Raw genomic sequence first — 26,644 nt, 5'->3', positions numbered from 1 at the left:
GCCGATAGCTTCTTTGTGCTTCAGTGCCATAGCGGCCAGCGTAGCTTGCCGGGCTTTGCCCGGGAAGCGTTCTGATTAATGGACCGCACACTCCGTTGCCTCACCGCCCGGCGTCGGTTTGACTTTGGCGTATGAGCTGGAGATCGAGCGCAGACGCTCGACAGCCGATTTGAAGTGATCAATCACGTAATCGACCTCTTCATCCGTCGTGTAGCGGCTAAGGCTCAGGCGGATTCCGGTGTGGGCCAGTTCGTGGTCCGCGCCGATCGCGAGCATCACCGTGTTGGCTTCGAGGTCCTCGGAAGCACACGCCGAACCGGTGGAGGCACCTATTGCCGCGTTGTTGAGGTCCCACAGCATCCCTTCACCCTCGACCCCGCGGATAGAGATGAGGATCGTGTTCGGGGTACGATGGTCACGCTCCCCGACGGTAAAGGTGTCGGGGATAAGCTTCAGCAGCGCATCTTCGAGGCGGTCGCGCTTGGCGCGGATGGTGGCCATCTTCGCTTCGATGTTCTCCGTCGCCATCTCCAGGGCTTTGCCCATCCCGACAATGTAAGGGACGTTCAGAGTACCCGAACGGCGGCCGCCCATGTGTTCGCCGCCGTTGAGCAGCGGGGAGAGCGCCTGTCCGCCCTTGATATAAAGCGCCCCGATCCCTTTCGGACCGTGGAACTTGTGCGCGGACATGGACATGAAGTCGACATGCAGCGCCTGGACGTCGACGGGGATCTTGCCGACGGCCTGGACACCGTCGGTATGGAAGAGCACGCCCTTCTCTTTACAGATCTCGCCGATCTCTTTGATCGGGAAGATCATACCCGTCTCATTGTTCGCCCACATCACGGAGACGAGCGCCGTCTTTTCCGTAATGAAGCTGCGCAGCATCTGCGCATCGACGACGCCCTGCTCGTTGACCGGGAGGTAGGTCACGTTGACGCCCTGCTCCTCCAGGAACTTGCAGGTGGAAAGGACAGAGGGGTGTTCTACCTCGGTCGTAATGATATGGTTCTTCTCCCCGTGCAGGATCTTGTCGACCCAGACGGCTTTGAGTACCCAGTTGTTCGATTCGGTTGCGCAGGACGTAAAGACGATATCGTCGTCGTCCGACGCGTTGATCGCCGCGTAGACCTGGTCGATCGCTCTCGCGATCGCCGGATGGGACGCAGTGCCGAATTTATGCAGCGAGTTCGGGTTCCCGTACTGCTCGCTGAAAAATGGAAGCATTGCTTCGACGACCGCCGGGTCTACCATGGTCGTCGCATTGTTGTCCATATATACTTGCATCGCTCTTCCTCAATTCACATGTTATTTTGATAACAATTTTAAAAAAGACAAATTTTGTCCTCTTTGCGTGGTGAGATATTAGATCATCTGTCGTTAGATCTCCCTTAATCAATTTCAATACTTAAAAAAGCTTAAGAAGTTGCTAGCGCCGAAATCTAAGAGTCGTGTTAATGTAATTAAGGTAGAATTGCGAAATTTTTCTCCGTATTGCCGCATGGGCTGAGCCGGAAGAAACAGAAGATAAAGGTAAGAGATCACCATGGAAATGAGCACCAACAAAATCAACGCAGCCAATGCCGAAATCAGTGCGACGGTCACCGCCGGCGACCTGGACAAGCACTTCGACAACATGGCCAAAGAGCTGAGCAAACAAGCAAACATCCCGGGCTTCCGCAAAGGAAAAGTCCCCGTATCCGCCGTCAAGAAACAGTATGGCGAACGCCTTATGCAGGACGCTGAAAGCCAGGCGGTCCGCGAAGCCCTCAACATCGGTCTGGATGCCCTCAAGATCGCTGCCGATGCCCTGATAGGTGAGCCGCAGTTCTCCAAGTTTGACAAAAAAGAGGACGGTACGATCGAGATGACGATCAAAGTCGCCATGCGCCCCGAGTTCGACCTCGGCGACTATCAGGCCAAGGTTCCCGATTTCAAAGCGCCGAAGATCACTGCCAAAGCGGTCACCGACCGTATCCAGGAGATCGCCAAAGCACAGGCGCCTTTCGTTGACATCGAAGAGGACCGCGCGGTTGAAGACGGCGACACTGCCGTCATCGACTTTGAAGGGTTCGTCGACGGTGAAGCGTTTGAAGGCGGCAAAGCCGAAGAGTTCCCGCTCAACATCGGAAGCGGCCAGTTCATCCCGGGCTTCGAAGATCAGGTCATCGGTATGAAAGCGGGTGACGAGAAAATGATCGACGTCACTTTCCCGGAGAGCTACGGCAGCGAAAAACTGGCCGGCAAACCGGCACAGTTCAAAGTAAAACTGCACAAGATCCAGACCAAAGAGAAGGTCCGCATGGACGCCAAGCTTGCCAAGCAGCTGCTGCCGGGTGAAGAGGACGCGACAATGGATATGGTCAAAGAGCAGGTCCAGAAGCAACTCGAGAACGAAGAGCGCGGCAAACTCTTCAACGAACAGCTCAAGCCGGAGCTCCTCGAGGCCTTCGTCGCCGCGTACAACTTCGACCTGCCGGAGTTCGTCGTCGAGCAAGAGATGGACATGGCGCTGAACAACAAAGCGCGCGAAATGAGCGAAGAGGAGCTTACGGCACTGCGCGATGACCAGGAGAAGGTCAAAGAGCTCCGTGAAACCTTCCGCGACGACGCAACCCGCTCCGTCAAGGCGACCTTCATCGTCGATGCCCTCGCCAGAGCCGAAGGCGTCAACGTCAATGAGCAGGAAGTCATGCAGACGATCTACTTCGAAGCGATGCAGACGGGTCAGGACCCGCAGGCGACCTACGACCACTACAAAGAGAGCGGCTACCTGCCGGCGATCCAGATGGCGATGGTTGAAGACAAAGTGCTCAGCGGACTGCTGAACGCAAAAATGGCAACAGCCGAAGAGTAAATCATGAGCTATATTCCGTACGTCATTGAAAAAAGTGCGCGGGGCGAACGCTCTTACGACATCTACTCCCGCCTCCTGAAAGACCGCATCATCATGCTCAGCGGCGAGGTCAATGACGCCGTCGCTTCGACCATCGTCGCTCAGATGCTCTTCCTCGAAGCGGAGGATCCGGATAAAGACATCTACTTTTACATCAACTCCCCCGGCGGTGTCGTCACCTCCGGTATGGCGATCTTCGATACGATGAACTACATCCGTCCCGACGTCGCAACGATCTGTATCGGGCAGGCAGCTTCCATGGGCTCCTTCCTGCTCAGCTCCGGCGCCCAGGGCAAGCGCTTTGCCCTGCCGCACGCGCGCATCATGATCCACCAGCCCCTCGGCGGCGCCCAGGGACAGGCGACGGACATCGAGATCCAGGCCAACGAGATCCTGCGCATGAAAAAGGAGCTCAACGGCATTCTCTCCAAGAACACCGGACAAAGCCTGAAAAAAGTCGAGAAAGATACCGACCGCGACTTCTTCATGAGCGCGGAAGAGGCCAAGGCCTACGGCCTCATCGACGAAGTCCTCATCAAGAACGCGAAGAAATAAGGCGCATGCAGCTTCCGATCGTCACCTACCCGGATAAACGCCTCAAACAGCTCTCCGAGCCGGTTGAGCGTTTCGACGAAGCCCTCCATACCTTCCTGGACGACATGTATGACACGATGATCGCCTCCAACGGGATCGGCCTCGCGGCCATCCAGGTGGCCAAACCCCTCCAGGTCCTCATCATCAACCTTCCCGACGAGCAGGGCGAACAGGAGAGGTCGGAACTGCTGGAGATCATCAACCCGCAGATCGTGCTTAGCGACGGCACCACCTTCTACCAGGAGGGGTGTCTCAGCGTACCGGGCTTCTACGAGGATGTCGAACGCTTCGAGACGGTCACCGTCAGCTACCGGGACCGCCACGGCAACGAGCAGGTCCTCGAAGCCGACGGCCTGCTCAGCGTCGCCGTCCAGCATGAGATGGATCACCTCGCCGGCAAGCTCTTTATTGAAAAGCTCTCCTACACCCGCCGCAAGAAATTCGAGAAAGAGTACAAGCGGATTCAAAAAGAGAAGAAAGGCAGCTGAGCCTTTCGGCTGCTTCGCTTTGATCCATATACATTCCTGCTACTACAGTGGGCGATGTAAGCGCTACTCCTCATATTTGCTGGTATTAAAGTCACATTTGGCTTTACTTTCGTTCCATTTGGGTAGTGTGTAAGCTCCACAACTTAACAACTCGTCATACTGTGTATACGCTGACAATCTTTCATCTGTATTAAAATAGATTGTCTTGATAAAAATGCTTGTAATGATTGAACTATCCACTAATATCGGCTCATTGAAATATTTTGCGTCATACTGGTAATGAAACTGACAATGCAAAGGTGCACGCACTTCGTCGTGAATCTCCCTCGCTTTTTCAGGTGTCTCCAACACTTTCTTGTAAGCTCTCGCCGCCTGCATTGCGATATCAATGTGAACCGGGTGTTTATCTTTATACGTCTCATATATCCACCGCTCCACATCATCCCTGACATTATTATGATTGGTGTCGATTCCAAGGAGCGTGGAATTATTGATGACCGGGTCCGGTTCCGGTGGCAATGGGTGACCGTTGATCACCGTCATCTCTGCAGCACTGTCATCTCGATCTTCAAATGCCGCTGCGAAAAGACCAAACTGCAGAATTAAAAACAGTAATATTAAGTGAACGCGATACATTTATAGCTCCGAAGCTAGTATATATGTTCCAATGGTATCTGCTTCATGCTTTCATCAAACAGAAACGTCCAAAAACTATTTATGTTTTTATTAATTCTAAAATGATAAGATTGCACTGACCTATGGGAGTAATGTCATGAAACAGCTCAAATGTGCCACCCTCGAAGGCATCGACGCGCTTCCGGTCACGGTTGAGTCTACGCTGACACGCGGTCTTCCCTCCTTCACCGTTGTCGGCCTGGCCTCCTCCTCAATATCCGAGGCGCGGGAACGGGTCAAAAGCGCCCTGCTGGCAAACGACTTCACCTTCCCGCCCAAACGCATCACCATCAATCTCAGTCCCAGCGATGTTGAAAAACACGGCAGCCAGTTCGACCTCGCCATGGCCCTCCTGATCGCCCTGGACAGTTCCGAACGGGACTTCCCCGAGTGGTACGCGTTCGGAGAGCTGGGTCTTGACGGCACTGTCAAGGAGAACCTCCTGCTCTATCCGCTGATTCTCTCCCTGGCCAACAGGGGGCTGCTGCGCAACGCCCTCGTCCCGATGGTGGCCCTCGATAAACTCTCCAATATTCCCGGGATCACCTTTGTCGGTGCGGCAACGCTTAAAGACGCCATCGCCTTTTTCAAAGAGGAGGAGCATACAGACGTCCGGCCGGCGGTACCGAGACCCATCCCCTTCCCCCATCAGACGCTTCAGGATGTCCGCTACTATTATCAGAAACGCTATCCAGAGGACTTTAGGGAGATTCGCGGCCAGGAGGTCGCGAAACGCGCCGCGCTCATCAGTGCGTGCGGGATGCACAACCTTCTCCTCGAAGGAAGCCCCGGTTCCGGGAAGTCGATGATCGCCAAGCGGCTGCGCCATATTTTACCGCCCATGACGGATCGCGAACTCCTTGATATCGCTAAACTCGATGTCCTCGAAGGGAGAACGCCCCATTTCGCGCCGCTGCGTCCTTTCAGGGCTCCGCACCACAGCGGCACCTCCGCCTCCATTTTCGGCGGCGGCAGCCACAGGGCCCAGATCGGCGAGGTGGGGCTGGCCCATAACGGTATCCTCTTCTTTGACGAACTCCCCCACTTCTCCAAACAGGTGCTCGAAGCCCTGCGCGAACCCCTGGAGGACAGACGCATCCGCATCTCGCGCGTTCACTCGAAGGTGGAGTACCCGACGGATTTCCTCTTCGTCTCGGCTATGAACCCCTGTCCCTGCGGTAACCTGCTGAACGACGCGCTGGAGTGCCGCTGCAGCGATCTGGAGATCAGGCGCTACCGCTCCAGGCTCTCCGACCCTTTCCTCGACCGCATCGATCTCTATGTACAGATGCAGCCCGTCCGGGCCGAGGACAGCGCTTCGCTCACCTCGGAAGCGATGCACGAGACGGTGCTGCGTGTCCACGCCCTGCAGCGCTCGCGCGGGCAGCAGGCGCTCAACGGACGCCTCGACGACGCCGGTATCGACGCCTACTGCCGCCTGGACGCTGAAAGCGGCACCCTGCTCTCCCAGGCCGTGCAGCGCTTCGCACTCTCCTTCCGCGCCATCAAAAAGATTCAGAGAGTCGCCCGTACCATCGCCGACATCGAAGGGAGCCCGGAGATCGCCACGGTCCATCTCCTGGAGGCCCTCAGTTACCGCCGGCGGGCCTGAAAGCGGCCCGCGTCCGTCAACCGCTCTTCCCCTTGGGATAAATCTCGATACAATAGGGATATATCCCCGATCAAAAGACGGCAGACGTGAAACACTCTACTTTTCAACAGATCGTGAGCACTGTTCTGAAGGCGTGCCTGCTCATCGGCACGCAGGTTGTTGCCCTTGAGACGGCAGAGGAGGCCAACCGTACGCAACCCGTACCGGTCGCTGCAGGCCCCGTCGCAGCACTGATCCGCAGCGTGGCGGATGAAAACGCCACCGCCAAACCGGAGATGCCTGCGCTGGCGCCCGCGGCAAAGCGTTTTTATGCCGAACGCGGCTTCGCGCCCTTCTGGAGCCGCGACAGCCGTCTCCTTCCCGGGGCGGACACGCTCTGGCTGATGATCGACGGCATCGCGGACGAAGGGCTCGACCCCTATACGCCCTCCTACCATCTGAGCAGGATCCAATCCCTCCGCCAGGAGGAGGGGAATGAAACGCTGCAGCTTGCACAGCTTGACGTACTGCTCACCGATGCTTTTTTTGCGCTTGGACACGATCTGCATTACGGCCATGCCTACGGGGCGGATCTCAATGCCACCCATGAATTCGACAACAGCCTCCTCGAGCCGGCCGCCCTCCTGAGCGAGCATGTCGCTCAGGGCGGCGTACAGGATGTCCTGCTCTCAGTCGCACCGAACCATATCGGTTATCAGCGGCTGCGTACGGCCCTCGCCGAGTATCGGAGGATCGCCGACGCGGGAGGCTGGAGCACCCATGCAGCAGACTACGCTGACGACGCTAATGTCTACCGCCGTCTCGCCATGACCGGCGACCTGGTCGATCCTCCCTCCGAAGACGAAGCGGAGGAGACGGAGCGGCTGCGCGACGCCGTCAAACGTTTCCAGCGACGCCACGGCATCACGGCCGACGGCATCGTTGGTCCGGTCACGTCGGCGAAGATGGCCCAGTCCCCATCGGCGCTCATGAAGAAGATCCGCCTCAATATGGAGCGGTGGAAATGGCTGCCGCCCCACAACGGGGGTCCCTATATCATCGTCAATATCCCCGGTTTCACCCTGGAAGTCATGCAGGATGATGAACCGCTGCTCACCATGCAGGCGATCGTCGGCCGCCGCGAGCGCGAAACCCCGACCTTCGCTTCCATGATGCGCTACATCGTTCTCAACCCCTATTGGCGCGTACCGGTAACGATCCTCAACGAAGATCTCATTCCGAAACTCCAGACCGATCCCCACTACCTTGCCGTTAAACATATCAAGATTTTCGCCGCCGACGATACCGATGAAAGCCATCCCATCGACCCTATGACCATCGACTGGAGACAATGGCGGGAGAGCGACACCAGTCGCTATACTTTCCGTGAAGACCCCGGCGCGAAAAACCCGCTGGGTTACGTCAAGTTCCTCTTTCAGAACCCCTATGACATCTATATTCACGATACGCCTTCGCAATCACTCTTCAAAAACGGCAACGGTACCTTCAGCTCCGGCTGCATCCGGGTCAGAAAGCCGATGGAGCTGGCCCATTACCTTCTCGCCCTCGATGATCCGGACATCACCTACAAAGCGCTCCTGACACAGCTGTTGACGGGCGAGAACCGCTGGGTCCGTCTCGCCCGCCCAGTCCCCGTCTATATCACCTACCAGACCGCGCGCGTCGATGAAGAGGGCGTGGTCTATTTCTACAACGACATCTACAAGTACGATCGAAAACTCAGCCATTACCTTAAAAAATACTGAGTAATATATATTACTATTATACCACCATGTTTCGTTTTGGTATAATAATATACATAAGAAATAAGAAACAGGGGGATTCGGATGGCGTTTGAACAGGCAATGGATCGCAGAGCGTTTTTGAAACTGGGCGGGGCGGCGGCCCTAGCGGCCGCCCTTCCGAACACACTGTTCGGCAGTACAGCCGACGCGTATGAGAAAACGCTCTCTTTTTACAACATTCATACGGGTGAAAGCCTCAAAACCACTTTTTGGGCCGAAGGCAGTTTTATCCCGGAATCCCTCGTCGATATCAATAAGATCCTGAGGGACTACCGGACGGGCACGGAGATCGCGATGGATACCGAACTCCTTGACCTGCTCTACGCCATCCGTACCAAACTCGACAGCAAAGAGGCCTTTCACATCATTTCAGGCTACCGCTCGCCGAAGACGAATGCCATGCTGCACAACAACACCTCCGGCGTCGCGAAAAAAAGCCTCCATATGCTTGGCCAAGCGATCGACATCAACCTTCCGGGCACGGAGCTCTCCATGCTTCGCAAAGCCGCCGTCAGTGAAAAAGTCGGCGGGGTCGGTTACTATCCCGACTCCCACTTCGTCCACGTCGACAGCGGCCGCGTCCGCTACTGGTAACCTCGCCTACTGCCGCGAAAAGAGCGGCAGACAGAGCGCATAGAGTTTACACCCCACACAAAAGCCGCAGGCGGCTTCCAGCAACGCAAAAAGCGCCATCACGCCCATCAGCCATGTCGCAGCCTCAACGTAACCTCCCACCGCAAGCAGCAGGGCCGTGATGACGAAAACCAGTCCGATTTTCGCCGCGAATTTCTTCGGACCGGCATCCACCGGCTTCGCCGATACAGGCAAACGTTTCACGACCGCTCGACTTGTCAGGAAGAAAGGGCTCCCCTTCGGTGCCCCCAAAACGCGTACCGCGAAATCATACACCAGCAGCGCCAGCAGCCAGAATGAGTCGCTCCACAAAAAAGCGGCGACAGCTATTACCACAAAAAAGGCCTGCAGTCTTACCAGGTTCTCATCTATTTTTATCAGTGCCACGGGGCATGCAGCAGCCATAATATCTCCTTGAAAGGTCCGTCGTTTTGCAGACCTTTTTCAATCTTTAGAGCGATCATATCAAAGAAAAATCACAATACACAAGTAAATATACTTTATTAATCAAGTATGGTATATCTTTCTCCACTGCATTCTTCTACTGCTCCAAACATGATGATGGTGAGCAGGCAACATGACCCGAATGCTGCGGGCTTCAACGTTTCCACTATCATTAAAAGGACGCTTTACCTGAAACCGCCTATACTGTTAAAAGCCATACACAAAGGAGCCCCGATGCGGTTATCTCTTAGCGTCCTGCTGCTGTTATGCGTGCTGCTGCCGGCAGCGGCGACAGAGATCGCCAACGGTCAGACCGCCATGATCAGCCTTGCCGCCGATGACGATGCGAGGCTCTTCTACCGGGGGAAAGAGATCCCGTTGCTGCAGCATCCGGCCGATCCCGATCAACGCATTGCCCTTATTCCCGTCGGGTACCGCACCGCACCGGGAGAGAAGCAGTTGCACCGTCTCAGTCCGCAAGGGGACGAACTGATCCCTTTCCGCATCATCGACGGCGGCTACCCCTCTGAAACCCTTCATGTCCAGCCCTCCAAGGTCAAACCGAATCCCGAACAGCAGAAACGTGTCTCGAGGGAGTACCGTGAAGCGATGGCGATCTACGGTCGCTTTACGCCGCAGCGCTACTGGTCCACACCCTTCGCCCTTCCGATGGAGAGCAATGTCACCAGCATTTTCGGCACGGCAAGGCTCTTCAACGGCAGCCTCAGGAGTTTTCATTCCGGCACCGACTTCCGGGCCAAGCCCGGCACCCCCGTTTATGCCGTCAACGACGGCGTGGTCGTACTCGCCAAGGAGCGCTATTACGCCGGGAACTCCGTGCTTGTCGACCACGGGGAGGGGCTTTACAGCTGCTACTACCACCTCAGCCGTATCGACGTCAAGGTCGGCGACAAAGTCGCCAAGGGAGCACCGATCGGGCTCAGCGGCAGTACCGGCCGCGTAACCGGTCCGCATCTGCATTTTGCCGTGATGCTGCAGGGCGTCCAGGTCGATCCGATGCAGCTGCTCTCAACGCTCAACGGCCTTTTCCGGGAGACCAAAACAGCGCGGCTTGATACGTCACGCGCAGCGGACGCCGAATAACGCCCCTTCCGGCGAGACCTCTGCCCGCATCCGCTCCGTGCAGAAACGGCCCTGCGCATTTTTTGCCCGGTAGACCATCTCCACGTGCAGGCGCCCGCCTTCACGGTGATAGTACGTTTTGATATGGACGAAGCTCTCCGGGAAGCGCAGCCGTTTTTGTAAGTATCGCGTCAACGCGGTATGTGCGGCGTCCCTCTGACTGAACTGCCCCTCGATGCGTGCCTGCACGTCCTGAGATCGCTCTGCGCTCTGAAGCTTCGGCACGTCATCGCTGTTGCGCCGCGAGTCCTCCAGGCTCCTGCCGTCCGCCATAGCACCCGTCAGTAACATGAATCCGACGAGCGCGCTTTTCACATAGTACGCAGCTGTTTTCATTGATCGTTCCCCTTTGGGATTTCCCAAATTGTAGATCGCAAAAGACAACGTTTATTACAGGGTGGTCATGAAGAGAAGGGAAAAACCACTTCATACGAAGCGGTCTCTATTTGGGGGAAAGGTCGTGCTAGAACGTAGCGACGACCGCTTTGGTGATGAAGTAACCGCCGACAACGAGCCAGACGAACATCGCACCGGCGGCGTAGATCGGCTTGAGGCCAAGGCCTTTGAACTTCGCGAAACGCGTTCCCATACCGAGTGCCGTCATGGCCATCGTCAACAAGAAGGTATCGATCTCGTTTACATAGGCGATCGTCGACGTGATCAGCCCCGCGACCGCTTCGCTCGCACCGCCGTGAACGTAGCCGTGAATCAGGGAGTTGACACCGGCCATCCCTACGAAGTAGACAGCGAACCAGGGGATGACGAGCTTGATCACACCGCCTTCGCCGCCGCTTTTCTTCGCGGCATAGGAGAGGTAGATCCCCAGAAGGATCAGCATCGGGGCGATCATGATGACCCGGGTCATTTTAACGATGACGGCTGCATCGCTCGCCTCCGTACCGTAGGCACCACCGACGGCGACGACCTGCGCGACCTCGTGGATCGTGCCGCCCACATAGATACCGAATTCGCGCGGCGTCATGTCAAAGACCCCTGCACTGTAAAGTGCCGGGTAGAGGAACATCGCGATCGTACCGAACAAGACGACCATGGAGACGGCGATCGCCGCTTTGTGCTCTTCCGCTTTGAGGACCGGCTCCGTCGCCAGGACCGCCGCTGCACCGCAGACGGAAGCGCCGGATGCCGTCAGCATCGCGGTATCACGGTCAAGACCGAAGATCTTGCTCCCGAGCCATGTCCCGAGGATGAAGGTTGAACCCAGCATGATCAGCGAGACCATGAACCCTTCGATACCGACCTCGGCGATCTGCTGGAAGGTAATACGGAAACCGTAAAAGACAATGGCGAAACGGAGGATTTTTTTACCGGAGAAGACGATCCCGCTCTCCCACGCTTCCGGGAAATGGTTATGCAGCGTATTCGCATAGAAGATACCGATCACGATACCCACAACCAAGGGGGAGATCCCCAGTTTCGCTACCGGGGCCAGCGCCGCAATATAGGTGGCGGCGGCGGCAACGATCGCGACGAAGATGATGCCGCTGATCGTCCCTTTGCGTTTCTCTTTGGAAAAAGCCATAAAAACCCTTTTAACGGGCGCACGCCGGCCAGGTAAACCCGGGCGCCCATGTATAATTGGGTGTAATTATACAGTTTTTAAGATGTTAAGAAAAATAAGGGAATATTGATACTTGATTCAGATTTTTTGAAAGAAAACCGGCGTCAAAACGCCAGTTCGTGCAGCTCTTTGAAGAGGAAGGCTTCGACGATGTCGTCGATGGAACGCTGCATATGCGCAACGAGGACCATCATCTGCTGTTCGATAAACTCCATCACCGGTTCATAATCTCCCGGCACGATAACGGCATCGGGCCACTCCTCCAGCGCCGTCTCCTTCTGTGCGAAAAAACGGACTTCGACGACCTGCCCCTCTTCCACGTCGACCAGAGCCCAGGTCTTGGCCTCCGCGATCGGAACGAGAGAACCCTCCTGGGTGTCCTCCCGGTCCATCGGCAGCAGCAGCTTCATCAGCAGACCGCCTTTTCAACCTTGGAGAGGTCCAGTTTCAGCGCATCGTTGTCCATGACGCCGACCCCTTTGTCCAGCACGCCCGACGCGATCGCCTTGGCCTCGTCGAGGGAGTGCATCTTGCAGGTGCCGCATTGGTAGAGGTTGAGTTCGGGGATATCTTCTTGGTGTTCAACACCGAGAACGTCCTTCATCGATGCTTCCCAGGCTTCGGCGACACGCGCCTCCTCCGGCGTACCGATCACGCTCATGTAAAACCCGGTACGGCACCCCATCGGGGAGACGTCGATGATCTCCACGTTGTTGCCGTTGAGGTGGTCGCGCATAAATCCGGCAAAGAGATGTTCGAGCGTATGAATACCGCGCTCGGGCATGATCTCCTCGTTCGGTTTGCAAAAACGAAGGTCAAAGACCGTAATGGCATCTCCGCAGGGAGTCTTCATCCCTTTGGCCTTGCGTACTGCCGGTGCGGGCATGATGGTATGGTCGACCGTAAAACTGTCAAGCAGAGGCATATTTGTCCTTTAACATCGGATGAAAATTTCTCAAATGGTAGCGTTTGTGTATTGAAGGGGGCTTTAACGGATGGGGTTAATAGGGGGCGAAGCCGTGTCTTTTAGACACTGGCCTCTTCGCGGCGCTGGAGGTATTCCCAGTCGCGGTCGACGCGAGCTTGCCACTCGTCGAGGACATGCTTGTTCTCCGGTTTGAAGAGGTGCTTGAAGCGCCCCTGCGCACCGAGATAGTCCTTGACCGGGATGACATTTTTCGGACGGTAGGTGATGTTGAGCTTTGTACCGTCGATGATCTCGTAGAGCGGGAAGACCAGGGAGTCCGTCGCCAGATCGGAGATCGCAATCGTATCTTCGGGAAGGAACTTCCACTCCGTCGTACAGGCGGACATGGCGTTGATGAAGACCGGGCCTTCGGTCGCGAAACCGGTCTGGATCTTCTTGACCATATCTTTCCACTTGTTCGGTGCAACCTGCGCAACGTACGGTGAGCCGTGCGCCGCCATGATCTGCATCATGTTTTTCTTGTGCATCTTCTCGCCGTAGCTGACGCGACCCGCCGGGGCCGTTGTCGTGCTCGCACCGATCGGTGTGGAAGAGGAGCGCTGTCCGCCGGTATTGGCGTAGACTTCGTTGTCGAGTACGACGTACATCATGTTGTGACCGCGTTCGAAACAGCCGGAGATCCACTGGAAACCGATGTCGTAAGAGGCGCCGTCGCCGCCGAACGCAACGAATTTCGGCTCGCGGTCGGGCTGCTTCAGGCGCCCTTTGCGTTTGAGAGCCTTATACATCGCCTCGGCACCCGCAACGGCCGTGGAGCCGTTCTCGAAGCCGATATGGATCCAGGAAGCGTCCCATGACGTATAGGGGTAAACCGCCGTACAGACTTCCAGACAGCCTGTCGATGCCGCAAGGATCAGGTCATCGTTCGTCGCATTGAGAACTTCGCGGACGATGATAGAGTGCGCACACCCCGGACAGAGGAGGTTTGCCCCCTCGAAACGGTCCGCGGAGGTTGAAAACTCTTTAAGGTTTTTAATCTTTTTCATTTCGCTCATATCTCTTCTCCTTAGTGGAAGCTGATCTTCGGTCCGCGGACCCCGATCAGCTGCTGCAGCGGTGTCGTCGGCTTGCCGGCTTCCGCATTGGCAAGCAGCTCTGCGTAGATTTCGCGCAGATGGACTTTGGTGAGGTCACGGCCGCCGAGGCCGTAGACGTAGTTCGTCAGGACTTTCACTTCACCGCTGTTAACGACCGTACCGGCCAGTTCGTTGTAGAGCATCCCGAAGGTACCGTTCGGCGAAGAGCGGTCAAGGGCACCGATCGCTTTGATCCCCTTGAGGGCCTCTGCGATCTGCGCGTGCGGCCACGGACGGACGACACGGATACCGATTACGCCGACTTTCTTGCCGTCGGCACGCAGCTCATCGGCCACTTCGTACGCCGTTTCAACGGAGGTTCCCATACAGACGACAACCGCATCCGCATCTTCCGTCTTGTACGTTTCAACGATGTTATAGCGGCGGCCCGTCATTTTTTCGAACGCATCGAATGCAGCTTCGATCTTCGGGAAGACCTTCGTCATCAGGTCATTGTGCTGGCGCGCTTTGTGCTCGAAGTGCCAGTCCTCTTCGGTCTGGACACCGTGCGTGACCGGGTGGTCGAGGTCGAGCATATCGTTCATCGGCTTGAATTCGCCGACGAAGTTATAAGCAGTGTCATCGTCCATTGTTTTGACACCCTGCGCCGTATGCGACGTCAGGAAGCCGTCCTGGTGGACCATGGCCGGCAGGCGAATCTCATGGTCTTCCGCGACGCGGAAAGCGATGAAGTTCAGGTCATAGGCGTGCTGCGGGTTATACGCATCGAACTGAATCCAGCCGCTGTCGCGTCCGAGGTACATATCGGAGTGGTCGCCGTTGACGTTCAGCGGTGCGGCCAGGGCACGGTTGACGACGTTCAGGATAATCGGCAGACGCATACCGGATGCTTGGTAAAGGGTCTCGACCATCAGGGCAAAGCCCTGGGAAGAGGTCGCCGTGGCGACACGGCCGCCCGCTGCGGCAGCACCGATACAGCCGGACATCGCCGCGTGCTCGGACTCGACCATGACGAACTCGCCGTCGATATAGCCGTTTGCCAGATAGTTACCGTAGTTCTCGACAATAGGGGTCGAAGGGGTGATCGGGTACGCCGCGACGACGTCGATCTGTACCTGGCGCAGTGCCTGGCTGGCGGCCATATTACCGTCCCAGACCTCGACGTCGCGCAGTTCCATTTTATCTGCCATTAGTTCTCCTTCTTCTCTTTTTCCGGCCAGCCGGCAAGTGCTTTGTCTTCATCTTCCTGCTCGGCAAACATCAGCAGGGATTTCGGGTTCGTCGGGCATACCTCAACACAGATACCGCAGCCTTTGCAGTGATCATAGTCGACGCCGACCATCTTCTTGTCCCGGGAAATAATGGAGATATCCGGGCAGTAGATCCAACAGAACTGACAGTCGATACAGTAGTCCTTGTTAAAGATCGGTTTTTCGATACGCCAGTCTGCGACACTCGCCGTAAAGGAGTTCGATTTGGAGTAGGGGCGGTCTTCCTGAAGTGTCGTAGCGACATCATTGACCGCACCGTCGAAGGAGCGCAGCATTGCGCCGATTTCAAAATCGTTCCATCCGTTGTTCATCTGCTCTCCTTATTTCACTTCGTCGTAGGCACGCTGGATCGCGTCCATGTTCGCATCAACGATTTTCGGCGGCAGCTTGGCAAGAATGCGTTTCATACTGTCCTTGAAAAACTCAATGTCGTACATGCCGGAAATCTTCATGAAAGCACCGAGCATCGGTGTATTCGGAATTGCACGGCCGATCGTTTCCTGAGCGATCTTGATACAGTCGACAGTGTAAACTTTTTTCCCGTCGAGCTTGGGCTGGGATGCCACCAGGTCTTCCGTGCTCATATGGGTTGTAATGATGTAGACCGTCTCCGGCTTGTCGTTGATTGTCACGTCTGTCGTATAGACCAATGCCGGGTCGATAACGAAGACGAAGTCGGGGTTCATATATTTTTCATGATTAAGAATTTCATGGTCGTCAACGCGGTTATAGGCGGTCATAGCCGCCCCGCGCTTCGCAGAGCCATAAAAGGCGAAGGCCTGTACATGCTTTCCGGTCGTGGAAACAACATCCGCCAGTCCTTTGGCGCCGGTTACAGCACCTTGTCCCGCACGGCTGTGCCATCTGATTTCGAGCATGGTTTCTCCTCGGGTAGATTTAAGAACAGTATATGCATAATACTACTAACTTATGATGACTATTCTCAGATATCGGGTATTCTAAACCAGTTGCTCTTAAATACAGCTTTTCATTTTTGAAGAGAAAAAAAGGGTGTCAAAACGTTACGTTTCTCCCCTTGTTTGCGATGTATCGGACCGCTTCAAGGGCATTTTTTTCTATAAACGGCGTTAATAAGCGTAATTGCTCTTCGTTATCATATCCGCTTAAAACACCGACGCAACTCACCCCGGCCCGGCGTGCCGCTTCCGCATCCAGACGGGTGTCTCCGATGAGCCAACTGCGGGCCGGATCGCCCCCCATCCGTTCCAGCGCCGTCAACACCGGTTCGGGGTGCGGTTTGGCATGGGTCACGTCCTCCCGGCCGATCAGCACCTCGAAGGCGTCCATCACCCCGAAATGTTCCATCAGCTCCCGGGAGTAGAGCCCGGTCTTTGTCGTGACGATCCCCAGCCGCGCGACGGCCGAAGCGGCTTCGATCGCTTCACGCGCCTGCGGCAGCAGCACCGTTTTAAGCGTTGAGATGCGGCGATAGTGCTCTTTGTAGGTTCGGACATACACCTCTACCGCCTCGGGGGCGATCCCGACACGCAGGTACATGTCATCCAGCGTGTGCCCTATCAGCGCCTTGATCTCGGCGTCAGAAGGGTGCTCGCCCCCCAGGACGTCAAAGGTGCGGTGAAAGCTCTCGAGGATCGCTTCGGTCGAATCGATCAGCGTACCGTCCAGGTCAAAAAGAATCGTCATCATTCACTCCGGTGCCATTTCCCAATCGATGTAGTTGTGCCAGATTCCCTCCAGCGCCGGCTCGATCGGATGGATCCGCCTGTCAACCACGATAATCTCGTCGGGAATGTAGAGGAAAAGGTAGGGATCGTCATCGGTGATCAGTTTGAAGAGGCGCTGCCAGATCGTTGAAAGCCGGTCCCGCTCCACCGTCTGCTGCATCCGTTCGATCAGGCTGTCCACGTCACGGTTGTGGTAGCCGATAAAATTGAAAGCGCCGGGCTTGTCGTTATCGGAGTGCCACAGCAGGTAGGGATCGGGGGTCAGGGAGAGCGCCCACCCCAGCAGGACCGTCTCGAACTCCCGCGGGAAAACGACCATGTTCAAAAAGGCCTGCCACTCCATGATGCGCAGCGTCACCTTTACCCCGATCTTGGAGAGCTGGTGCTGGATGATCTCGGCCGCATAGGGGCGGACCGGTGTGGCGTTGGAGGTCGCGATTTCAAAGGTGAGCGGATGGGCGTCGTCATAACCCGCCGCTTTGAGCAGTGCTTTGGCCGCTTCAAGGTCCGGCTGCGGAATGGGCACTTCGGGGTTGAAGGCCGGACCGCCGGGCAGGAACGGGCCCGTACAGGCCCTGCCGTGCCCCATAAAAAGGATATCGACCATCGCCTGCCGGTCGATGGCCAGGGAGAGCGCCCGGCGTACCCGCGGGTCCTTGAACTTCTTCAGCCTAAGGTTGAAGCCCAGGTAGGTATAGCTGTGCGAAATTTCTTCGATGGGACGGAAGCGCTTGAAAAAAGCCGCATTCAGCTGCCGCTCGTACTGCATCGCTTCAAGCCCGCTCAGATCGATCTGCCCCGCCTTGAGCATCAAAAAACGCGTTGTCGGGTCGGGAATGACGTGAAAAGCGATTCGGTCGATCTTTGGACGGTGCTCAAAGTAATCATCGAATGCCGTCAGTTCGATCTGCTTTGAAAACTCGAGCTTGCTCAGGCGGTACGGCCCCGTACCGACCGGATTCAGATTGAACGCGCTGCTCATCAGGTTCTTCTCATCCTTGAGCAGGTGTGCTGGCAGGATTCCCATCATCCAGGTCTCCAGCGCTTTAAAATAAGGCTGTTTGTAACGCACTTTCACCGTATAGGCATCGGGTGTCGTGACCGACTCCACCATGCGGAAGGTCGAGGTGTAGGGGGAGACGACGGAGGGATCGTTGATGATGTTGTAGGTAAAAACGACATCATCGGAACTAAAGGGGGCGCCGTCCTGCCACTTGACGCCGCGGCGCAGTTTGAAAACGACGGTACGGTTATCCTCGAAACGGTAGGATTCGGCGAGATCGCCGATGATCTCCTTGCCGTCTTTATCAAACTTCACCAGGCCGTTGAAGATAAAGCCGGCGATCTCGCTGCTGGCCGTATCCGTCGCAATGATCGGGTTCAGGCGTGCGGGGTTGGAGGAGGTCGCCAGGTGCAGGGTCGACGCGGCCAGGAAGAGCGGTAAGATCAGCAGGTAAAAAATGCGCATGGCGCCATTGTACAGAAGCGGAGATTAGAACAAGGGGTGCTGCCTCCCCGAAAGGAGGCGAATCAGGCTTAGTTCGCCTCGATGGAGCGGTCGAAAAGTTCCTGGACGGGACGTTCGTTGTCCACGTAATATTTGCGGAACGCGTCGATCTGATCTTTGGAGGCCTCGACCGGCGTCTTCAACAGGTACCACTGTACGTTCTCCGAACACGGCGGCGTCGTCAGGGAGCCGATGTAGTGGAAGTAGTGCGCGGTATCTGCCGGCAGCAGATCCTGCGGGTCGATACGGGCCTCGCGGCCGACGTTGCCGATGATGTTGTCAAGCATCGAGTTGTTTTTGCCCTCGGTGAAGAAGACGGCGACCACGGCCAGCTGCTTCGTTTCCGGGTTCTGGTGGACCATGTGCGCGACCATGTCGTAGCGCTTGCCGTCGACGGTGTGCTCGCTCTTGCCGTGGAAGTGGAACTGCAGCAGACGGAACTTCTCGCCGCCCAGCTCAATCATTCCCCCGGCTTTCGGCGTGACCTTGATGGAGTGGCCGTTGTCGATGATATCCGCCGTCGTATGGATATCCTCATCCAGGTGGAGCACATACTGCGGGTTCAGGGCGATGGATTTGCCGGGAACGATGTTGATCGGAGACTGGTGATGCCCGATGCCGCAGGTCTTGCTGAACTCTTCCCAGTGGGCCGGACCGTTTTCCGCGTAGTCCCAGTGCGCTTCGTGGTGCGCTTTCGATTCATGTTCCGCCGCAGAGGAGGCCGTAGCGATCAGTGCCGCCGCGACCAGTGATTGTGCCAATGTTTTGAGTGTCATTTCTTCTCCTTTTTATGATGACGTTAGAAGGTGTAGTTCGCGATCACGCGGTATTGGGTCAGGTTGTCAAGCTGACTGACGGTGCCGTCCTTGGATGCTCCGGTGTTGTTGCTGACCCAGATCCCCTTGAGCGCCAGAGAAAAGGCATCGCGCTTGTAAGCCAGCACGGCGTTGATGTCCTGCTGGTCCTTGTCATACCCGGGGCGGTTGTTACTGAACTGTGCCCAGCTGACCGTCGCCTTGAAACCGCTGATGCCCGTAAAGTCGAATCCCTGCGCATAAGCGAGTTTGATTCCCTGGGTCCCGCCGATATAGGCGCTGTCGGCCTGGAATGCGCTGCCGTAGAGCGACTGGAAGAGGTCGTTGGAGGTGATCATGTTCGTAAAGAGCGGCGTGCCGTCCCAGGGAAGCACGAGCGAGTCATGGTCGCCCGCACTGCGGAGTACTTTCGTGTAAGCGACGAAGAAACTCCCCTCGTGGTGGGAGAGCGTCGCCTTGAAGCCGAAGGCATTGCTGTTCAGCTTTTTCCCGCCGGTAATAGACGTGTTGCTTTCAAGGTTGTCCGCGGCGTTTCCGATGCTCTGCTGGTTGATGTACTGCGCCCCCACGTCCAGGAGTGCTCCGCTCGTTCCCAGCGCATACGTATAGCCCGCGCCGACGTAGAGGGCATTCATGAAGTCGGGACTGCAGTAGTTATACGCCTCAAGCTTCGCGTCGTAGCCGCTGTAGACGATACTCAGCGGTGCCACGTAGCCGGCAGTGTGCCCTGTCACCGTCTCGGTGTCCGCACCGAGGGCGTGTTCGATGATATTGACGAAATCATTGGAGGTGCGCTGTTTGAAACGGTCGAGGTAACCGATGCTGAGCGTTGCTCCGCCCAGCGTTGCCGCGGCCATCCCCCCCTGCACCGTCGACGGAAGCAGCCGGACCACCTTGGCGTGGATGAGCGGCGTGTTGTACTTTTTACGGCCGTACCAGAGCGTCATCGGCCCGCGGCTGTACTGCAGGTAGGCCTCCCCCAAGACGGAAAAGCCCTTTGCCGGGTCCGCGGCACCGCGCACGCCGTTGTCCTTGCCGATAATGGAGGTATCGACCGCATTGGGAAGCGCGAAAGGGTTGGTCGTCATGAAGGTCGCCCCCATCTTCAGACCGTACAGCTCCGCCGTTTCGTAACCGAGCTCCCCGCCGATCGTGTTGGCGTGCGCCGAAGAGGTCGTGCCTGCGCCGTTATCCTTATCCGTCTCGATGTAGTAGTAGCGGATATCGCCGTATGCCTTGCCGTCCGCGAACCACGCCGCGACAGTGTTGTCTGCCGCTATCAGCGACGCCGAAAGGGCCATCATGCCACTTATTAGATATTTCAATACCCAAGCCTTGAAAAAAAAGTGCGCAGATTCTAACGAAACGGGCGAAGAAAGAAAAATAAATAAAGTTGAATGTTTTGTGAAGGAAAGTACAGGAAGATGAAGTCTGCCCCGAAGGGAGCAGAAAAAAGCGTTAACGCTTGGAGAACTGCGGTGAACGGCGTGCTTTGCGTTTACCCGGTTTCTTACGTTCGACGACGCGGGAGTCACGTGTCATCATACCCGCCGGTTTGAGGACCGCACGGAAAGTCTCGTCGTATTTGACGAGGGCACGGGAGATCCCGTGGCGAAGCGCGTCGGCCTGGCCGCCGAAGCCGCCGCCGAGTGTTGTGGCGACGATATCGACAGAGCTGTCCTGCTTCGTCATTGCCAGCGGCTGCTTGACACGCAGTTTTTTTGCTTCGAGACCGCCCAGCCAGGCATCAAGGGAGAGACCGTTTACGGTAATCTTGCCCGTACCCGGCGTCAGCCATACTTTTGCGATGGAAGACTTGCGGCGTCCAGTTGCGTATGTTTTTGCCATGATTCAGTATCCTTACTTAGCGATCTGTGCAGTGTGAGGATGTTCCTCGCCTGCATAGACTTTGAGTTTTTTCAGCATTGCACGGCCGAGCTTCGTTTTCGGAAGCATACCGCGTGTAGCCAGCTTGTAGAGTTTTTCCGGGTTCTTCTCGAGAAGCTCGGTCATCTTGACGCTCTTTGTGCTACCGAAGTAACCGCTGTGCGTGAAATACTCTTTGTTTGCGACTTTGCCCGCACCGTTGAACTTCGCTTTGGAAGCGTTGATGATGACGACGAAGTCGCCGCAGTCAACGTTCGGTGTGAAATATGGCTTGTCTTTACCGCGGAGGCGCGTCGCGACTTCCGTGATCAGACGGCCGAATGTTTTGCCTTCAGCGTCGATCAGCACCCAGTTGCGCTCGATCTGCTCAGGCGATGCAATTTTCGTAAATTTCATCTTGCGACCCTTAGTGAATATAAAAGTGCGAAAGTATACCCGTTTAAACTTATAATTTGCTGAATTTAAGTTATGTATAAGGGTCAAACCCGAACGATCTCCACCCCCTCTTCCAACACATAACAGAGGTACCCTTCGACCGGCATCTCCGTGATCGCCCGGACCGCCTTGACATAAAAACCGACCTGCTCGCGGTGCTCCGACTCATAGCGGCGCGCGCTTTTATAATCGATAACGACCCAGCGCTCCTCCTGGCGCACCAGCAGGTCGAGGTAGCGCAGCTCCCCCTCATACATCAGCGGCTGCTCCCTGGCGATCTCCCCCTCGACGAGACGGCGGAAGGTTTCATCGCCCAGCAGGCGCGTCAGCCTCCCGCGGATCGTCTCGAAAACGCCGGCATCGAGCAGCGCGCCGTAGCGGTTAGTGACGGCAGTCATCGCCGCTGCCAGGTCCTCAATCTCGAAGGCGGCCATCATCTCCAGCGCGTAATGCATCGCCAGCCCGAAGGTGACGGCGAAGGGCTCCTCTGCGACAGCCGCCTTTTCGGCGGTGACGACCTCCGTCTGCCGTCCGAGAGCCAGCGCTTGATAGGGGATATCCCTCGGCGCCTCCGGCAGTGCCGGTGCTGCGGCCAGTACGCCCTCCGTTCCCAACGTCATCGACGAGAGGCCGAGCCGCTCGAACATCGACTCTTTGGGTTTGCGCACGACATAGAGGTTCTCCCGGGCCCGGGTAAACGCGACGTAGAGGGCATTGAGGGCGTCATCGTCCGCCAGGGCGGCTTCGCGCTCCAATGCCGCGGCGTACGCGGGGTCGAACTCGGCCCGTTTGCTCTGGCGCAGATAGAGCGTGCGCAGCTCCACCCCCTCGTAGGCGTAGAGGATCGGGGCCGTGTCCGCTTTTTTGCGCCCCAGCCGGTCCAGCACGACAACATAGGGGTACTCAAGCCCCTTCGATTTGTGCACCGTCAGCACCCGCACCCCCTCGCGCTCCTGGGTGACGGCCTTCGTATCGATGCGCTCATGCTCGAACAAAAAGGCCTCCAGGTCACGGAAGCGCTCCAGTACCTCCAGGAAACGGACGATGTTCAGATCCCCGTCGAAGAGGCCGAAGCGGGTGATCACCTCCCGTACCGCCTCCGCCGGTGCGTCAAAGGCGCGTATGGGGCGCGGCAGCGGCTGCACCGCGATATCGGCCAGAGCGCAGAAGTTTCGGGCGTAGATCTCCGCGTCGAAATAGCAGTATTTGAGGTATTCGATCACCGCGCGGACCCGCCGCTGCGCGATCAGCCGCGAGGTCGTTTCCGTGACGACGTCGATCTGCCGGGCATTGAGCGTCTCCTGTACGGCACCACCGTCCTTGTTCGTCGCCGTCAGTACGGCGATCTCCCCGGGGGCGGCCCCGAGGGCCAGCAGCCGCTCGACGAAGGCGGTCATCCCCTCCAGCGGCGTTTCGTCCTCGACGATCTCCACATAGCCCGGGCGTGCCCCCGGCTTGGTGAGCTGATCCTCGTAGCCGTCGATGCGACCGCGGAAGGTGTCGTTGACGAAGGTGACGACGTTCACGCTGCTGCGCCAGTTCGTCCGCAGCGAGTCGACCGTGAGTCCGTAGCGCTCCGTCACCGCCCCGAACAGCTCCTTGGTACCGCCGCGAAAACGGTAAATGGACTGCTTGACGTCCCCGACGAGAAAGAAGGAGTGGTGTTCGCGCACCCCGCTGCCCGAGACCATCTCCTCCACGAGCGGCTGCAAAATCTCAAACTGCAAGACAGAGGTGTCCTGAAACTCGTCGAGCAGCAGGTGGGAGATGTGGCTGTCAAGGCGGAAATAGAGGAACTCCCGGTCGATGCGTTCCCCAAGCAGGTAGTAGACCAGGGCCGTGATGTCGTCGAAGCTGAGCTCATTGTCCTCTTTGGCCACGGTGAGCTTCGCACTCTTATAGAGATCGAGCAGTTCAAAGAGATGGGCGAAGAAGGTCTGCTCTTTGGCCTGCATATAGCCCCGAAGCGCCCCCTGCAGCTGCCGAAGCAGCACGTCCATCTGCGGATCATAGTGCTTTTTGAAGTCCCAGTACTCCAAGGACGCTTTGGCCGTCCAGGTTTTGCCGATCAGCGCCTCGACGCTCTCCGCCTCCAGCGCCTTGCGCCCCCGGTCGCTCAGCGACTTGCCCTCAAACCGTGCGACCAGCTGCGCATGCAGCGCCATCGCCCGCGCCTCGTGCGGAGCCATCGCCGCCGCCTCGAACTGTAGGTGTCGCAGCTGCGGCGCCTTGGCGTAAAGGGCGTCGAGGAGGCCGAAGATATCGCTGACCCGTTTTGCGCTAATCTGTGCCATCGCGACGAGGGTACTCTCCTTCCCCTCGATCTCGCAGAGTTTCAGAAAACGCGCCATCACCTTCAGTTCATGCTGCGCCTCGAAGGTGCCGAAGTTCGGCATGATCCCCGCGTGCAGGGCGAATTTCCGCAGAATCCGCGCGAAGAAACTGTCAATCGTCATCACCTTTGTGTCGGCGGCCAGGAGCCGCTTCAATACCTCGGGACGCCGCTGCAGGATTGCCGTCTCGTCCGCGCCGCAGAGCGCCGCGATCTCTTTCAGTTCATCGCGCTCGTGCAAATGCGTCAGCGCCTCGATCAGACGCTCCTGCATCTCGTTGGCCGCCTTGTTCGTAAAAGTCAGTGCAACGATCTCGTCGGGGCTCTCCCCCATAAAGAGGAGGCTGAGGTAGCGCACAACAAGGCTGAAGGTCTTCCCGCTGCCGGCACTGGCCATCAGGGCCTGGAAAGGAACAAAACCGCTCACTGCATCTCCCTTTGGCAAAGATGGGCATAGTCGCAAAAGCGGCAGGCGGAGAGCTCGTCGGTCATATCGAAACTGAAGCGTTTCGTCTCCCGGAGCTCCGCCAGGTGCTCATGAAGCAGTTCGCGCTTGCGGCCGTGCAACGGGTCACAGATGATCTCCCCGCTGTTCAGGTCATAGTACCCCGCGTAGGCGACCTCGCCCTGCTGCTCGGACAGCAGGGCATAGAACTCCAGTTGGAAATCCGTTGCATTCTCGACGGTTTTGACCGTATAGAGGGGGTACTTCCCGCTTTTATAGTCGAGCACCTCCAACCCCTCCGGCCCGTGGTCGATACGGTCGATCCGCCCTTCAAGCGTCAGCCCGCCGTATTCCATCGTCAGTTTCGTCTCGCACGCCTTGACGCGCACCTCGGCGAAGCGGTTGATCTCCCGTTCGAAAAACGGTTCCAGCTTTTTGAGCCACAGCTGCTCCAGAAAGCGTTCCAGCGGCGTGCTGCCGCTGTGCGCTGCCAGGGCCTGGGCGACAGCCGCCTTGAGCGTTTTGGCATCGCTGAAAGCCTCATGCTCTGCATAGACGTCGCGCAGGGCGTTGTGCAGCGCATTGCCGATCGCATGCTCCTCGGGCATCTCCCGCGGCAGCTCGTGGGGTGCAACCGCGGCGACATAACGGTGGTAGAAGCGGCGGCGGCACTCCAGGAAGGTTTTCAGCGCCGTAGCGGAGAGCGGCCGGGCGGCAAAATCGTAATCGGCTTCGACCGCCTCGACCGGCAGCGAACGCTTCGGCGTGCGGGTGAAGAGAATCTCCGCCCAGGCATCGTCCGCGTAGAGGCGCTCCGTCTCTATTCCCATCTCTTTGAGGAACCGGCTCGGCAGGGTCGTCTCGTTGGAGACGTAGCTGATCTCCACCCGTTTGGCGCGGGAGATCAGTTGGTAATAGAACTGTTTCTGCAGCGCTTCGCGCTCCCCCGTCGTCGGAAGCCCCGCCCGTCCCCGCACCAGGGAGTTGATGAAGAGATCCTTGTCGCTGCGGTGGGGCACGTAGGCGTCATTAAAATCGACGATGATCACCCCGTCGAATCGGCAGCCCCTCGTTTCCAGCACGCCCATCACGGTCACCTTCCCCCCGCGTACGTCGTCCAGGCTCCTGCCCCGCAGCCGGTTGATAAAGAGGTGCAACAGCGAGCGCAGCGAACTCTCCCCCAGCTGCGGGATCAGCCGCTCGAAATAGAAACGCTCTTCGCGCACGATGCCGCCGACCGTGTCTGATTCGCCCTCGAGCAGCGCCTCGGTCACCTCCGTGAAGCGGTCGCTATCGCACCCTTCGGCATACAGTGAGATCATGGCGCGGTACCCCTCCCCGAAAAGCCGCTCGAGCCGCATCGTGTTCTCGACGCCGGGGTGTTCGGCAAAGGCCATCAGCGCCTCGCAGCGCCGCACGAAGAGGCTCTCCTGTACCCCCTCGCCCATCGCGAAGTTGAAATTCCCTTCCGCATCGAAACCCCGCAGCAAAGGGACAAACCCCTCGTCCGGCAGCACGACGGCGATCCGCTCCGGCACGATCCCCTCCGAAATCATCTCGTACACTTTCTGCTTGATAAAAGCCGACTGCAGAATCCGCTCGGAGAGCGGCATTGCCTTGATCCTCGCCTCATGCTGCAGCGGCACCGTCTCCACGATCGACAGGGAAGCGAGATCGATCAGATACTGGTGGCCCTCCGCCGTCTCCACGCCGAGCTCGGCGAGCTTCTGCTGCATTTTCCCGTTATAGGGCGTCGCATCAAAACGCAGCGTCAGCGGCACCAGCGCGGCGATCTCCCGCAGGAGTTGCAGCTCGAAATTCGTCAAATACCCCTCGGCAAGCACCGCCATGGCACCCTGCGCCGCTACCCACGAACGGTTCAGCCGGTAGAGCTCCGGCACGAAGATGCGGTCGAGGATCTTGCGCTCGAAGCAGAGCAGCCGATAGCGCTCGCGCAACAGTTTCAGGATGGCGATATGTTCGGCGAAATCCCCGTAGGTGTCCGCGCTGTCAAGGGCGTCGATATCGACAAGTTCCCCGGAGAGCTCTTCGAAAAAGCGGAAAAGGTAGGCGGCGTTACGGGTGAAGGTAAAGAAGTTGCGCTCGATTTTGAGTTCGGAGAAGGCGTCGAAGTCCGCGGCTTCAAGCAGCGTCAGGGTCCGGGTGTCCGGATCGACGTTCCCGAAACCGTCGACGACGACCGCTCTCGACATCAGTTCGCCCATCGTCATGAAACGCTGCAAAAGGGTGTTCTGGGAGCGCAGCTCCAGCAGCTGTTCCCTGATGGCGCGGGATGTCGGCAGTACCGTCGTCACAGGCTCCCCTTTTTAAAGAGGAGTATAGCGCTACCGTTCTGAAAAAGGGGAAAAGATG

The 26,644-nt window shown here is 57.4% G+C and carries 26 protein-coding genes; 7 read left to right on the top strand and 19 right to left on the bottom strand.

Annotated elements, in window-relative coordinates:
- Nucleotides 1-75 precede the first annotated feature (75 nt).
- Nucleotides 76-1,287, bottom strand: a complete 1,212-nt coding sequence (locus WCY31_RS01105) for a NifS family cysteine desulfurase (RefSeq protein WP_345970382.1) — start codon at nt 1,285-1,287, stop codon at nt 76-78.
- Between the two features lie 259 nt (nt 1,288-1,546).
- Here WCY31_RS01105 and tig point away from each other — a divergent pair, with 259 nt between their 5' ends.
- The 3 genes from tig to def are packed head-to-tail and all read left to right on the top strand — an operon-like array spanning nt 1,547 to nt 3,978.
- Nucleotides 1,547-2,857 (top strand): trigger factor, encoded by a 1,311-nt coding sequence (gene tig / locus WCY31_RS01100; RefSeq protein ID WP_345970380.1) that lies wholly within the window; start codon nt 1,547-1,549, stop codon nt 2,855-2,857.
- A gap of 3 nt (nt 2,858-2,860) precedes the next feature.
- Nucleotides 2,861-3,451: an ATP-dependent Clp endopeptidase proteolytic subunit ClpP gene (gene clpP / locus WCY31_RS01095; RefSeq protein WP_345970379.1), complete on the top strand. Its 591-nt coding sequence runs from the start codon at nt 2,861-2,863 to the stop codon at nt 3,449-3,451.
- 5 nt (nt 3,452-3,456) lie between these two features.
- Complete coding sequence (gene def, locus WCY31_RS01090) at nt 3,457-3,978, top strand: peptide deformylase (protein WP_345970377.1); 522 nt, start codon at nt 3,457-3,459, stop codon at nt 3,976-3,978.
- A gap of 63 nt (nt 3,979-4,041) precedes the next feature.
- Here the strand turns inward: def and WCY31_RS01085 are convergent, their stop codons facing one another.
- Nucleotides 4,042-4,614 (bottom strand): hypothetical protein, encoded by a 573-nt coding sequence (locus tag WCY31_RS01085; RefSeq protein WP_345970376.1) that lies wholly within the window; start codon nt 4,612-4,614, stop codon nt 4,042-4,044.
- Between the two features lie 136 nt (nt 4,615-4,750).
- Between WCY31_RS01085 and WCY31_RS01080 the strand changes: the two genes are divergently transcribed.
- The 3 genes from WCY31_RS01080 (at nt 4,751) to WCY31_RS01070 (ending at nt 8,643) form a co-directional block, all read left to right on the top strand.
- Nucleotides 4,751-6,265: a YifB family Mg chelatase-like AAA ATPase gene (locus tag WCY31_RS01080; RefSeq protein ID WP_345970375.1), complete on the top strand. Its 1,515-nt coding sequence runs from the start codon at nt 4,751-4,753 to the stop codon at nt 6,263-6,265.
- Between the two features lie 113 nt (nt 6,266-6,378).
- On the top strand, nt 6,379-8,010 hold the full coding sequence (locus WCY31_RS01075) for a L,D-transpeptidase family protein (RefSeq protein ID WP_345972828.1): 1,632 nt from the start codon (nt 6,379-6,381) through the stop codon (nt 8,008-8,010).
- 81 nt (nt 8,011-8,091) lie between these two features.
- A complete protein-coding gene (locus WCY31_RS01070) occupies nt 8,092-8,643 on the top strand; it encodes a DUF882 domain-containing protein (protein WP_345970373.1) in 552 nt (183 codons plus the stop codon).
- 6 nt (nt 8,644-8,649) lie between these two features.
- On the opposite strand, the gene WCY31_RS01065 is transcribed toward WCY31_RS01070, so the two are convergent.
- The gene (locus WCY31_RS01065; protein ID WP_345970372.1) at nt 8,650-9,087 is read right to left on the bottom strand and encodes a DUF4395 domain-containing protein; all 438 of its coding nucleotides are present in this window, start codon (nt 9,085-9,087) and stop codon (nt 8,650-8,652) included.
- A 273-nt stretch (nt 9,088-9,360) separates the two neighbouring features.
- Here WCY31_RS01065 and WCY31_RS01060 point away from each other — a divergent pair, with 273 nt between their 5' ends.
- Nucleotides 9,361-10,230 (top strand): M23 family metallopeptidase, encoded by an 870-nt coding sequence (locus WCY31_RS01060; RefSeq protein WP_345972827.1) that lies wholly within the window; start codon nt 9,361-9,363, stop codon nt 10,228-10,230.
- Here the strand turns inward: WCY31_RS01060 and WCY31_RS01055 are convergent.
- From WCY31_RS01055 to WCY31_RS00980, 16 genes are all read right to left on the bottom strand, one after another.
- Nucleotides 10,207-10,605: a hypothetical protein gene (locus tag WCY31_RS01055; protein ID WP_345972826.1), complete on the bottom strand. Its 399-nt coding sequence runs from the start codon at nt 10,603-10,605 to the stop codon at nt 10,207-10,209. The two genes, WCY31_RS01060 and WCY31_RS01055, sit on opposite strands and share 24 nt — an antisense overlap.
- A 127-nt stretch (nt 10,606-10,732) precedes the next feature.
- A complete protein-coding gene (locus WCY31_RS01050; protein WP_345970369.1) occupies nt 10,733-11,809 on the bottom strand; it encodes a YeiH family protein in 1,077 nt (358 codons plus the stop codon).
- Between the two features lie 143 nt (nt 11,810-11,952).
- Nucleotides 11,953-12,258, bottom strand: coding sequence for a hypothetical protein (locus tag WCY31_RS01045; protein ID WP_345970368.1), 306 nt, complete (start codon nt 12,256-12,258; stop codon nt 11,953-11,955).
- Entirely contained in the window at nt 12,258-12,773 is a 516-nt protein-coding gene (gene luxS, locus WCY31_RS01040; RefSeq protein ID WP_345970367.1) for an S-ribosylhomocysteine lyase, read from the bottom strand. Before luxS ends, WCY31_RS01045 begins: the two co-directional genes overlap by 1 nt.
- Nucleotides 12,774-12,874: 101 nt before the next feature.
- Nucleotides 12,875-13,831, bottom strand: coding sequence for a thiamine pyrophosphate-dependent enzyme (locus tag WCY31_RS01035; RefSeq protein ID WP_345970365.1), 957 nt, complete (start codon nt 13,829-13,831; stop codon nt 12,875-12,877).
- Nucleotides 13,832-13,842: 11 nt separating this feature from the next.
- The gene (locus WCY31_RS01030) at nt 13,843-15,063 is read right to left on the bottom strand and encodes a 2-oxoacid:ferredoxin oxidoreductase subunit alpha (RefSeq protein WP_231019750.1); all 1,221 of its coding nucleotides are present in this window, start codon (nt 15,061-15,063) and stop codon (nt 13,843-13,845) included.
- The gene (locus WCY31_RS01025) at nt 15,063-15,455 is read right to left on the bottom strand and encodes a 4Fe-4S dicluster-binding protein (protein ID WP_231019748.1); all 393 of its coding nucleotides are present in this window, start codon (nt 15,453-15,455) and stop codon (nt 15,063-15,065) included. The genes WCY31_RS01030 and WCY31_RS01025 overlap by 1 nt, the downstream gene beginning before the upstream one ends.
- A gap of 9 nt (nt 15,456-15,464) precedes the next feature.
- A complete protein-coding gene (locus tag WCY31_RS01020) occupies nt 15,465-16,022 on the bottom strand; it encodes a pyruvate flavodoxin oxidoreductase subunit gamma (RefSeq protein ID WP_231019746.1) in 558 nt (185 codons plus the stop codon).
- Between the two features lie 136 nt (nt 16,023-16,158).
- Nucleotides 16,159-16,812 carry an HAD family hydrolase gene (locus WCY31_RS01015; protein WP_345970364.1) on the bottom strand — a complete coding sequence of 218 codons (654 nt, stop codon included), beginning with the start codon at nt 16,810-16,812 and terminating at the stop codon, nt 16,159-16,161.
- Nucleotides 16,813-18,318, bottom strand: coding sequence for a peptide-binding protein (locus tag WCY31_RS01010; protein ID WP_345970362.1), 1,506 nt, complete (start codon nt 18,316-18,318; stop codon nt 16,813-16,815). It lies immediately after the preceding gene.
- Nucleotides 18,319-18,386: 68 nt separating this feature from the next.
- A complete protein-coding gene (locus WCY31_RS01005) occupies nt 18,387-19,133 on the bottom strand; it encodes a carbonic anhydrase family protein (RefSeq protein WP_345970360.1) in 747 nt (248 codons plus the stop codon).
- 23 nt (nt 19,134-19,156) lie between these two features.
- Nucleotides 19,157-20,476 carry an OprD family outer membrane porin gene (locus tag WCY31_RS01000; protein ID WP_345970358.1) on the bottom strand — a complete coding sequence of 440 codons (1,320 nt, stop codon included), beginning with the start codon at nt 20,474-20,476 and terminating at the stop codon, nt 19,157-19,159.
- 154 nt (nt 20,477-20,630) lie between these two features.
- Entirely contained in the window at nt 20,631-21,020 is a 390-nt protein-coding gene (gene rpsI / locus WCY31_RS00995) for a 30S ribosomal protein S9 (RefSeq protein WP_231019738.1), read from the bottom strand.
- Nucleotides 21,021-21,032: 12 nt separating this feature from the next.
- Nucleotides 21,033-21,455, bottom strand: coding sequence for a 50S ribosomal protein L13 (rplM, locus tag WCY31_RS00990; RefSeq protein WP_231019735.1), 423 nt, complete (start codon nt 21,453-21,455; stop codon nt 21,033-21,035).
- A gap of 83 nt (nt 21,456-21,538) precedes the next feature.
- Nucleotides 21,539-24,253 carry a RecB-like helicase gene (locus WCY31_RS00985; protein ID WP_345972825.1) on the bottom strand — a complete coding sequence of 905 codons (2,715 nt, stop codon included), beginning with the start codon at nt 24,251-24,253 and terminating at the stop codon, nt 21,539-21,541.
- A complete protein-coding gene (locus WCY31_RS00980; protein WP_345970355.1) occupies nt 24,250-26,586 on the bottom strand; it encodes a PD-(D/E)XK nuclease family protein in 2,337 nt (778 codons plus the stop codon). The genes WCY31_RS00985 and WCY31_RS00980 overlap by 4 nt, the downstream gene beginning before the upstream one ends.
- Nucleotides 26,587-26,644: the final 58 nt, after the last annotated feature.

Source organism: Sulfurimonas sp. HSL3-1 (assembly GCF_039645995.1).
Taxonomy (GTDB): domain Bacteria; phylum Campylobacterota; class Campylobacteria; order Campylobacterales; family Sulfurimonadaceae; genus Thiomicrolovo; species Thiomicrolovo diazotrophicus.
This window is presented reverse-complemented; position numbering and strand designations above follow the sequence as displayed.

Coding starts and splice junctions, on each gene's coding strand:
- WCY31_RS01105 (WP_345970382.1), bottom strand. CDS start 1,287: ATGCAAGTATATATGGACAACAATGCGACGACCATGGTAGACCCGGCG.
- tig (WP_345970380.1), top strand. CDS start 1,547: ATGGAAATGAGCACCAACAAAATCAACGCAGCCAATGCCGAAATCAGT.
- clpP (WP_345970379.1), top strand. CDS start 2,861: ATGAGCTATATTCCGTACGTCATTGAAAAAAGTGCGCGGGGCGAACGC.
- def (WP_345970377.1), top strand. CDS start 3,457: ATGCAGCTTCCGATCGTCACCTACCCGGATAAACGCCTCAAACAGCTC.
- WCY31_RS01085 (WP_345970376.1), bottom strand. CDS start 4,614: ATGTATCGCGTTCACTTAATATTACTGTTTTTAATTCTGCAGTTTGGT.
- WCY31_RS01080 (WP_345970375.1), top strand. CDS start 4,751: ATGAAACAGCTCAAATGTGCCACCCTCGAAGGCATCGACGCGCTTCCG.
- WCY31_RS01070 (WP_345970373.1), top strand. CDS start 8,092: ATGGCGTTTGAACAGGCAATGGATCGCAGAGCGTTTTTGAAACTGGGC.
- WCY31_RS01065 (WP_345970372.1), bottom strand. CDS start 9,087: ATGGCTGCTGCATGCCCCGTGGCACTGATAAAAATAGATGAGAACCTG.
- WCY31_RS01060 (WP_345972827.1), top strand. CDS start 9,361: ATGCGGTTATCTCTTAGCGTCCTGCTGCTGTTATGCGTGCTGCTGCCG.
- WCY31_RS01055 (WP_345972826.1), bottom strand. CDS start 10,605: ATGAAAACAGCTGCGTACTATGTGAAAAGCGCGCTCGTCGGATTCATG.
- WCY31_RS01050 (WP_345970369.1), bottom strand. CDS start 11,809: ATGGCTTTTTCCAAAGAGAAACGCAAAGGGACGATCAGCGGCATCATC.
- WCY31_RS01045 (WP_345970368.1), bottom strand. CDS start 12,258: ATGAAGCTGCTGCTGCCGATGGACCGGGAGGACACCCAGGAGGGTTCT.
- luxS (WP_345970367.1), bottom strand. CDS start 12,773: ATGCCTCTGCTTGACAGTTTTACGGTCGACCATACCATCATGCCCGCA.
- WCY31_RS01035 (WP_345970365.1), bottom strand. CDS start 13,831: ATGAGCGAAATGAAAAAGATTAAAAACCTTAAAGAGTTTTCAACCTCC.
- WCY31_RS01030 (WP_231019750.1), bottom strand. CDS start 15,063: ATGGCAGATAAAATGGAACTGCGCGACGTCGAGGTCTGGGACGGTAAT.
- WCY31_RS01025 (WP_231019748.1), bottom strand. CDS start 15,455: ATGAACAACGGATGGAACGATTTTGAAATCGGCGCAATGCTGCGCTCC.
- WCY31_RS01020 (WP_231019746.1), bottom strand. CDS start 16,022: ATGCTCGAAATCAGATGGCACAGCCGTGCGGGACAAGGTGCTGTAACC.
- WCY31_RS01015 (WP_345970364.1), bottom strand. CDS start 16,812: ATGATGACGATTCTTTTTGACCTGGACGGTACGCTGATCGATTCGACC.
- WCY31_RS01010 (WP_345970362.1), bottom strand. CDS start 18,318: ATGCGCATTTTTTACCTGCTGATCTTACCGCTCTTCCTGGCCGCGTCG.
- WCY31_RS01005 (WP_345970360.1), bottom strand. CDS start 19,133: ATGACACTCAAAACATTGGCACAATCACTGGTCGCGGCGGCACTGATC.
- WCY31_RS01000 (WP_345970358.1), bottom strand. CDS start 20,476: ATGATGGCCCTTTCGGCGTCGCTGATAGCGGCAGACAACACTGTCGCG.
- rpsI (WP_231019738.1), bottom strand. CDS start 21,020: ATGGCAAAAACATACGCAACTGGACGCCGCAAGTCTTCCATCGCAAAA.
- rplM (WP_231019735.1), bottom strand. CDS start 21,455: ATGAAATTTACGAAAATTGCATCGCCTGAGCAGATCGAGCGCAACTGG.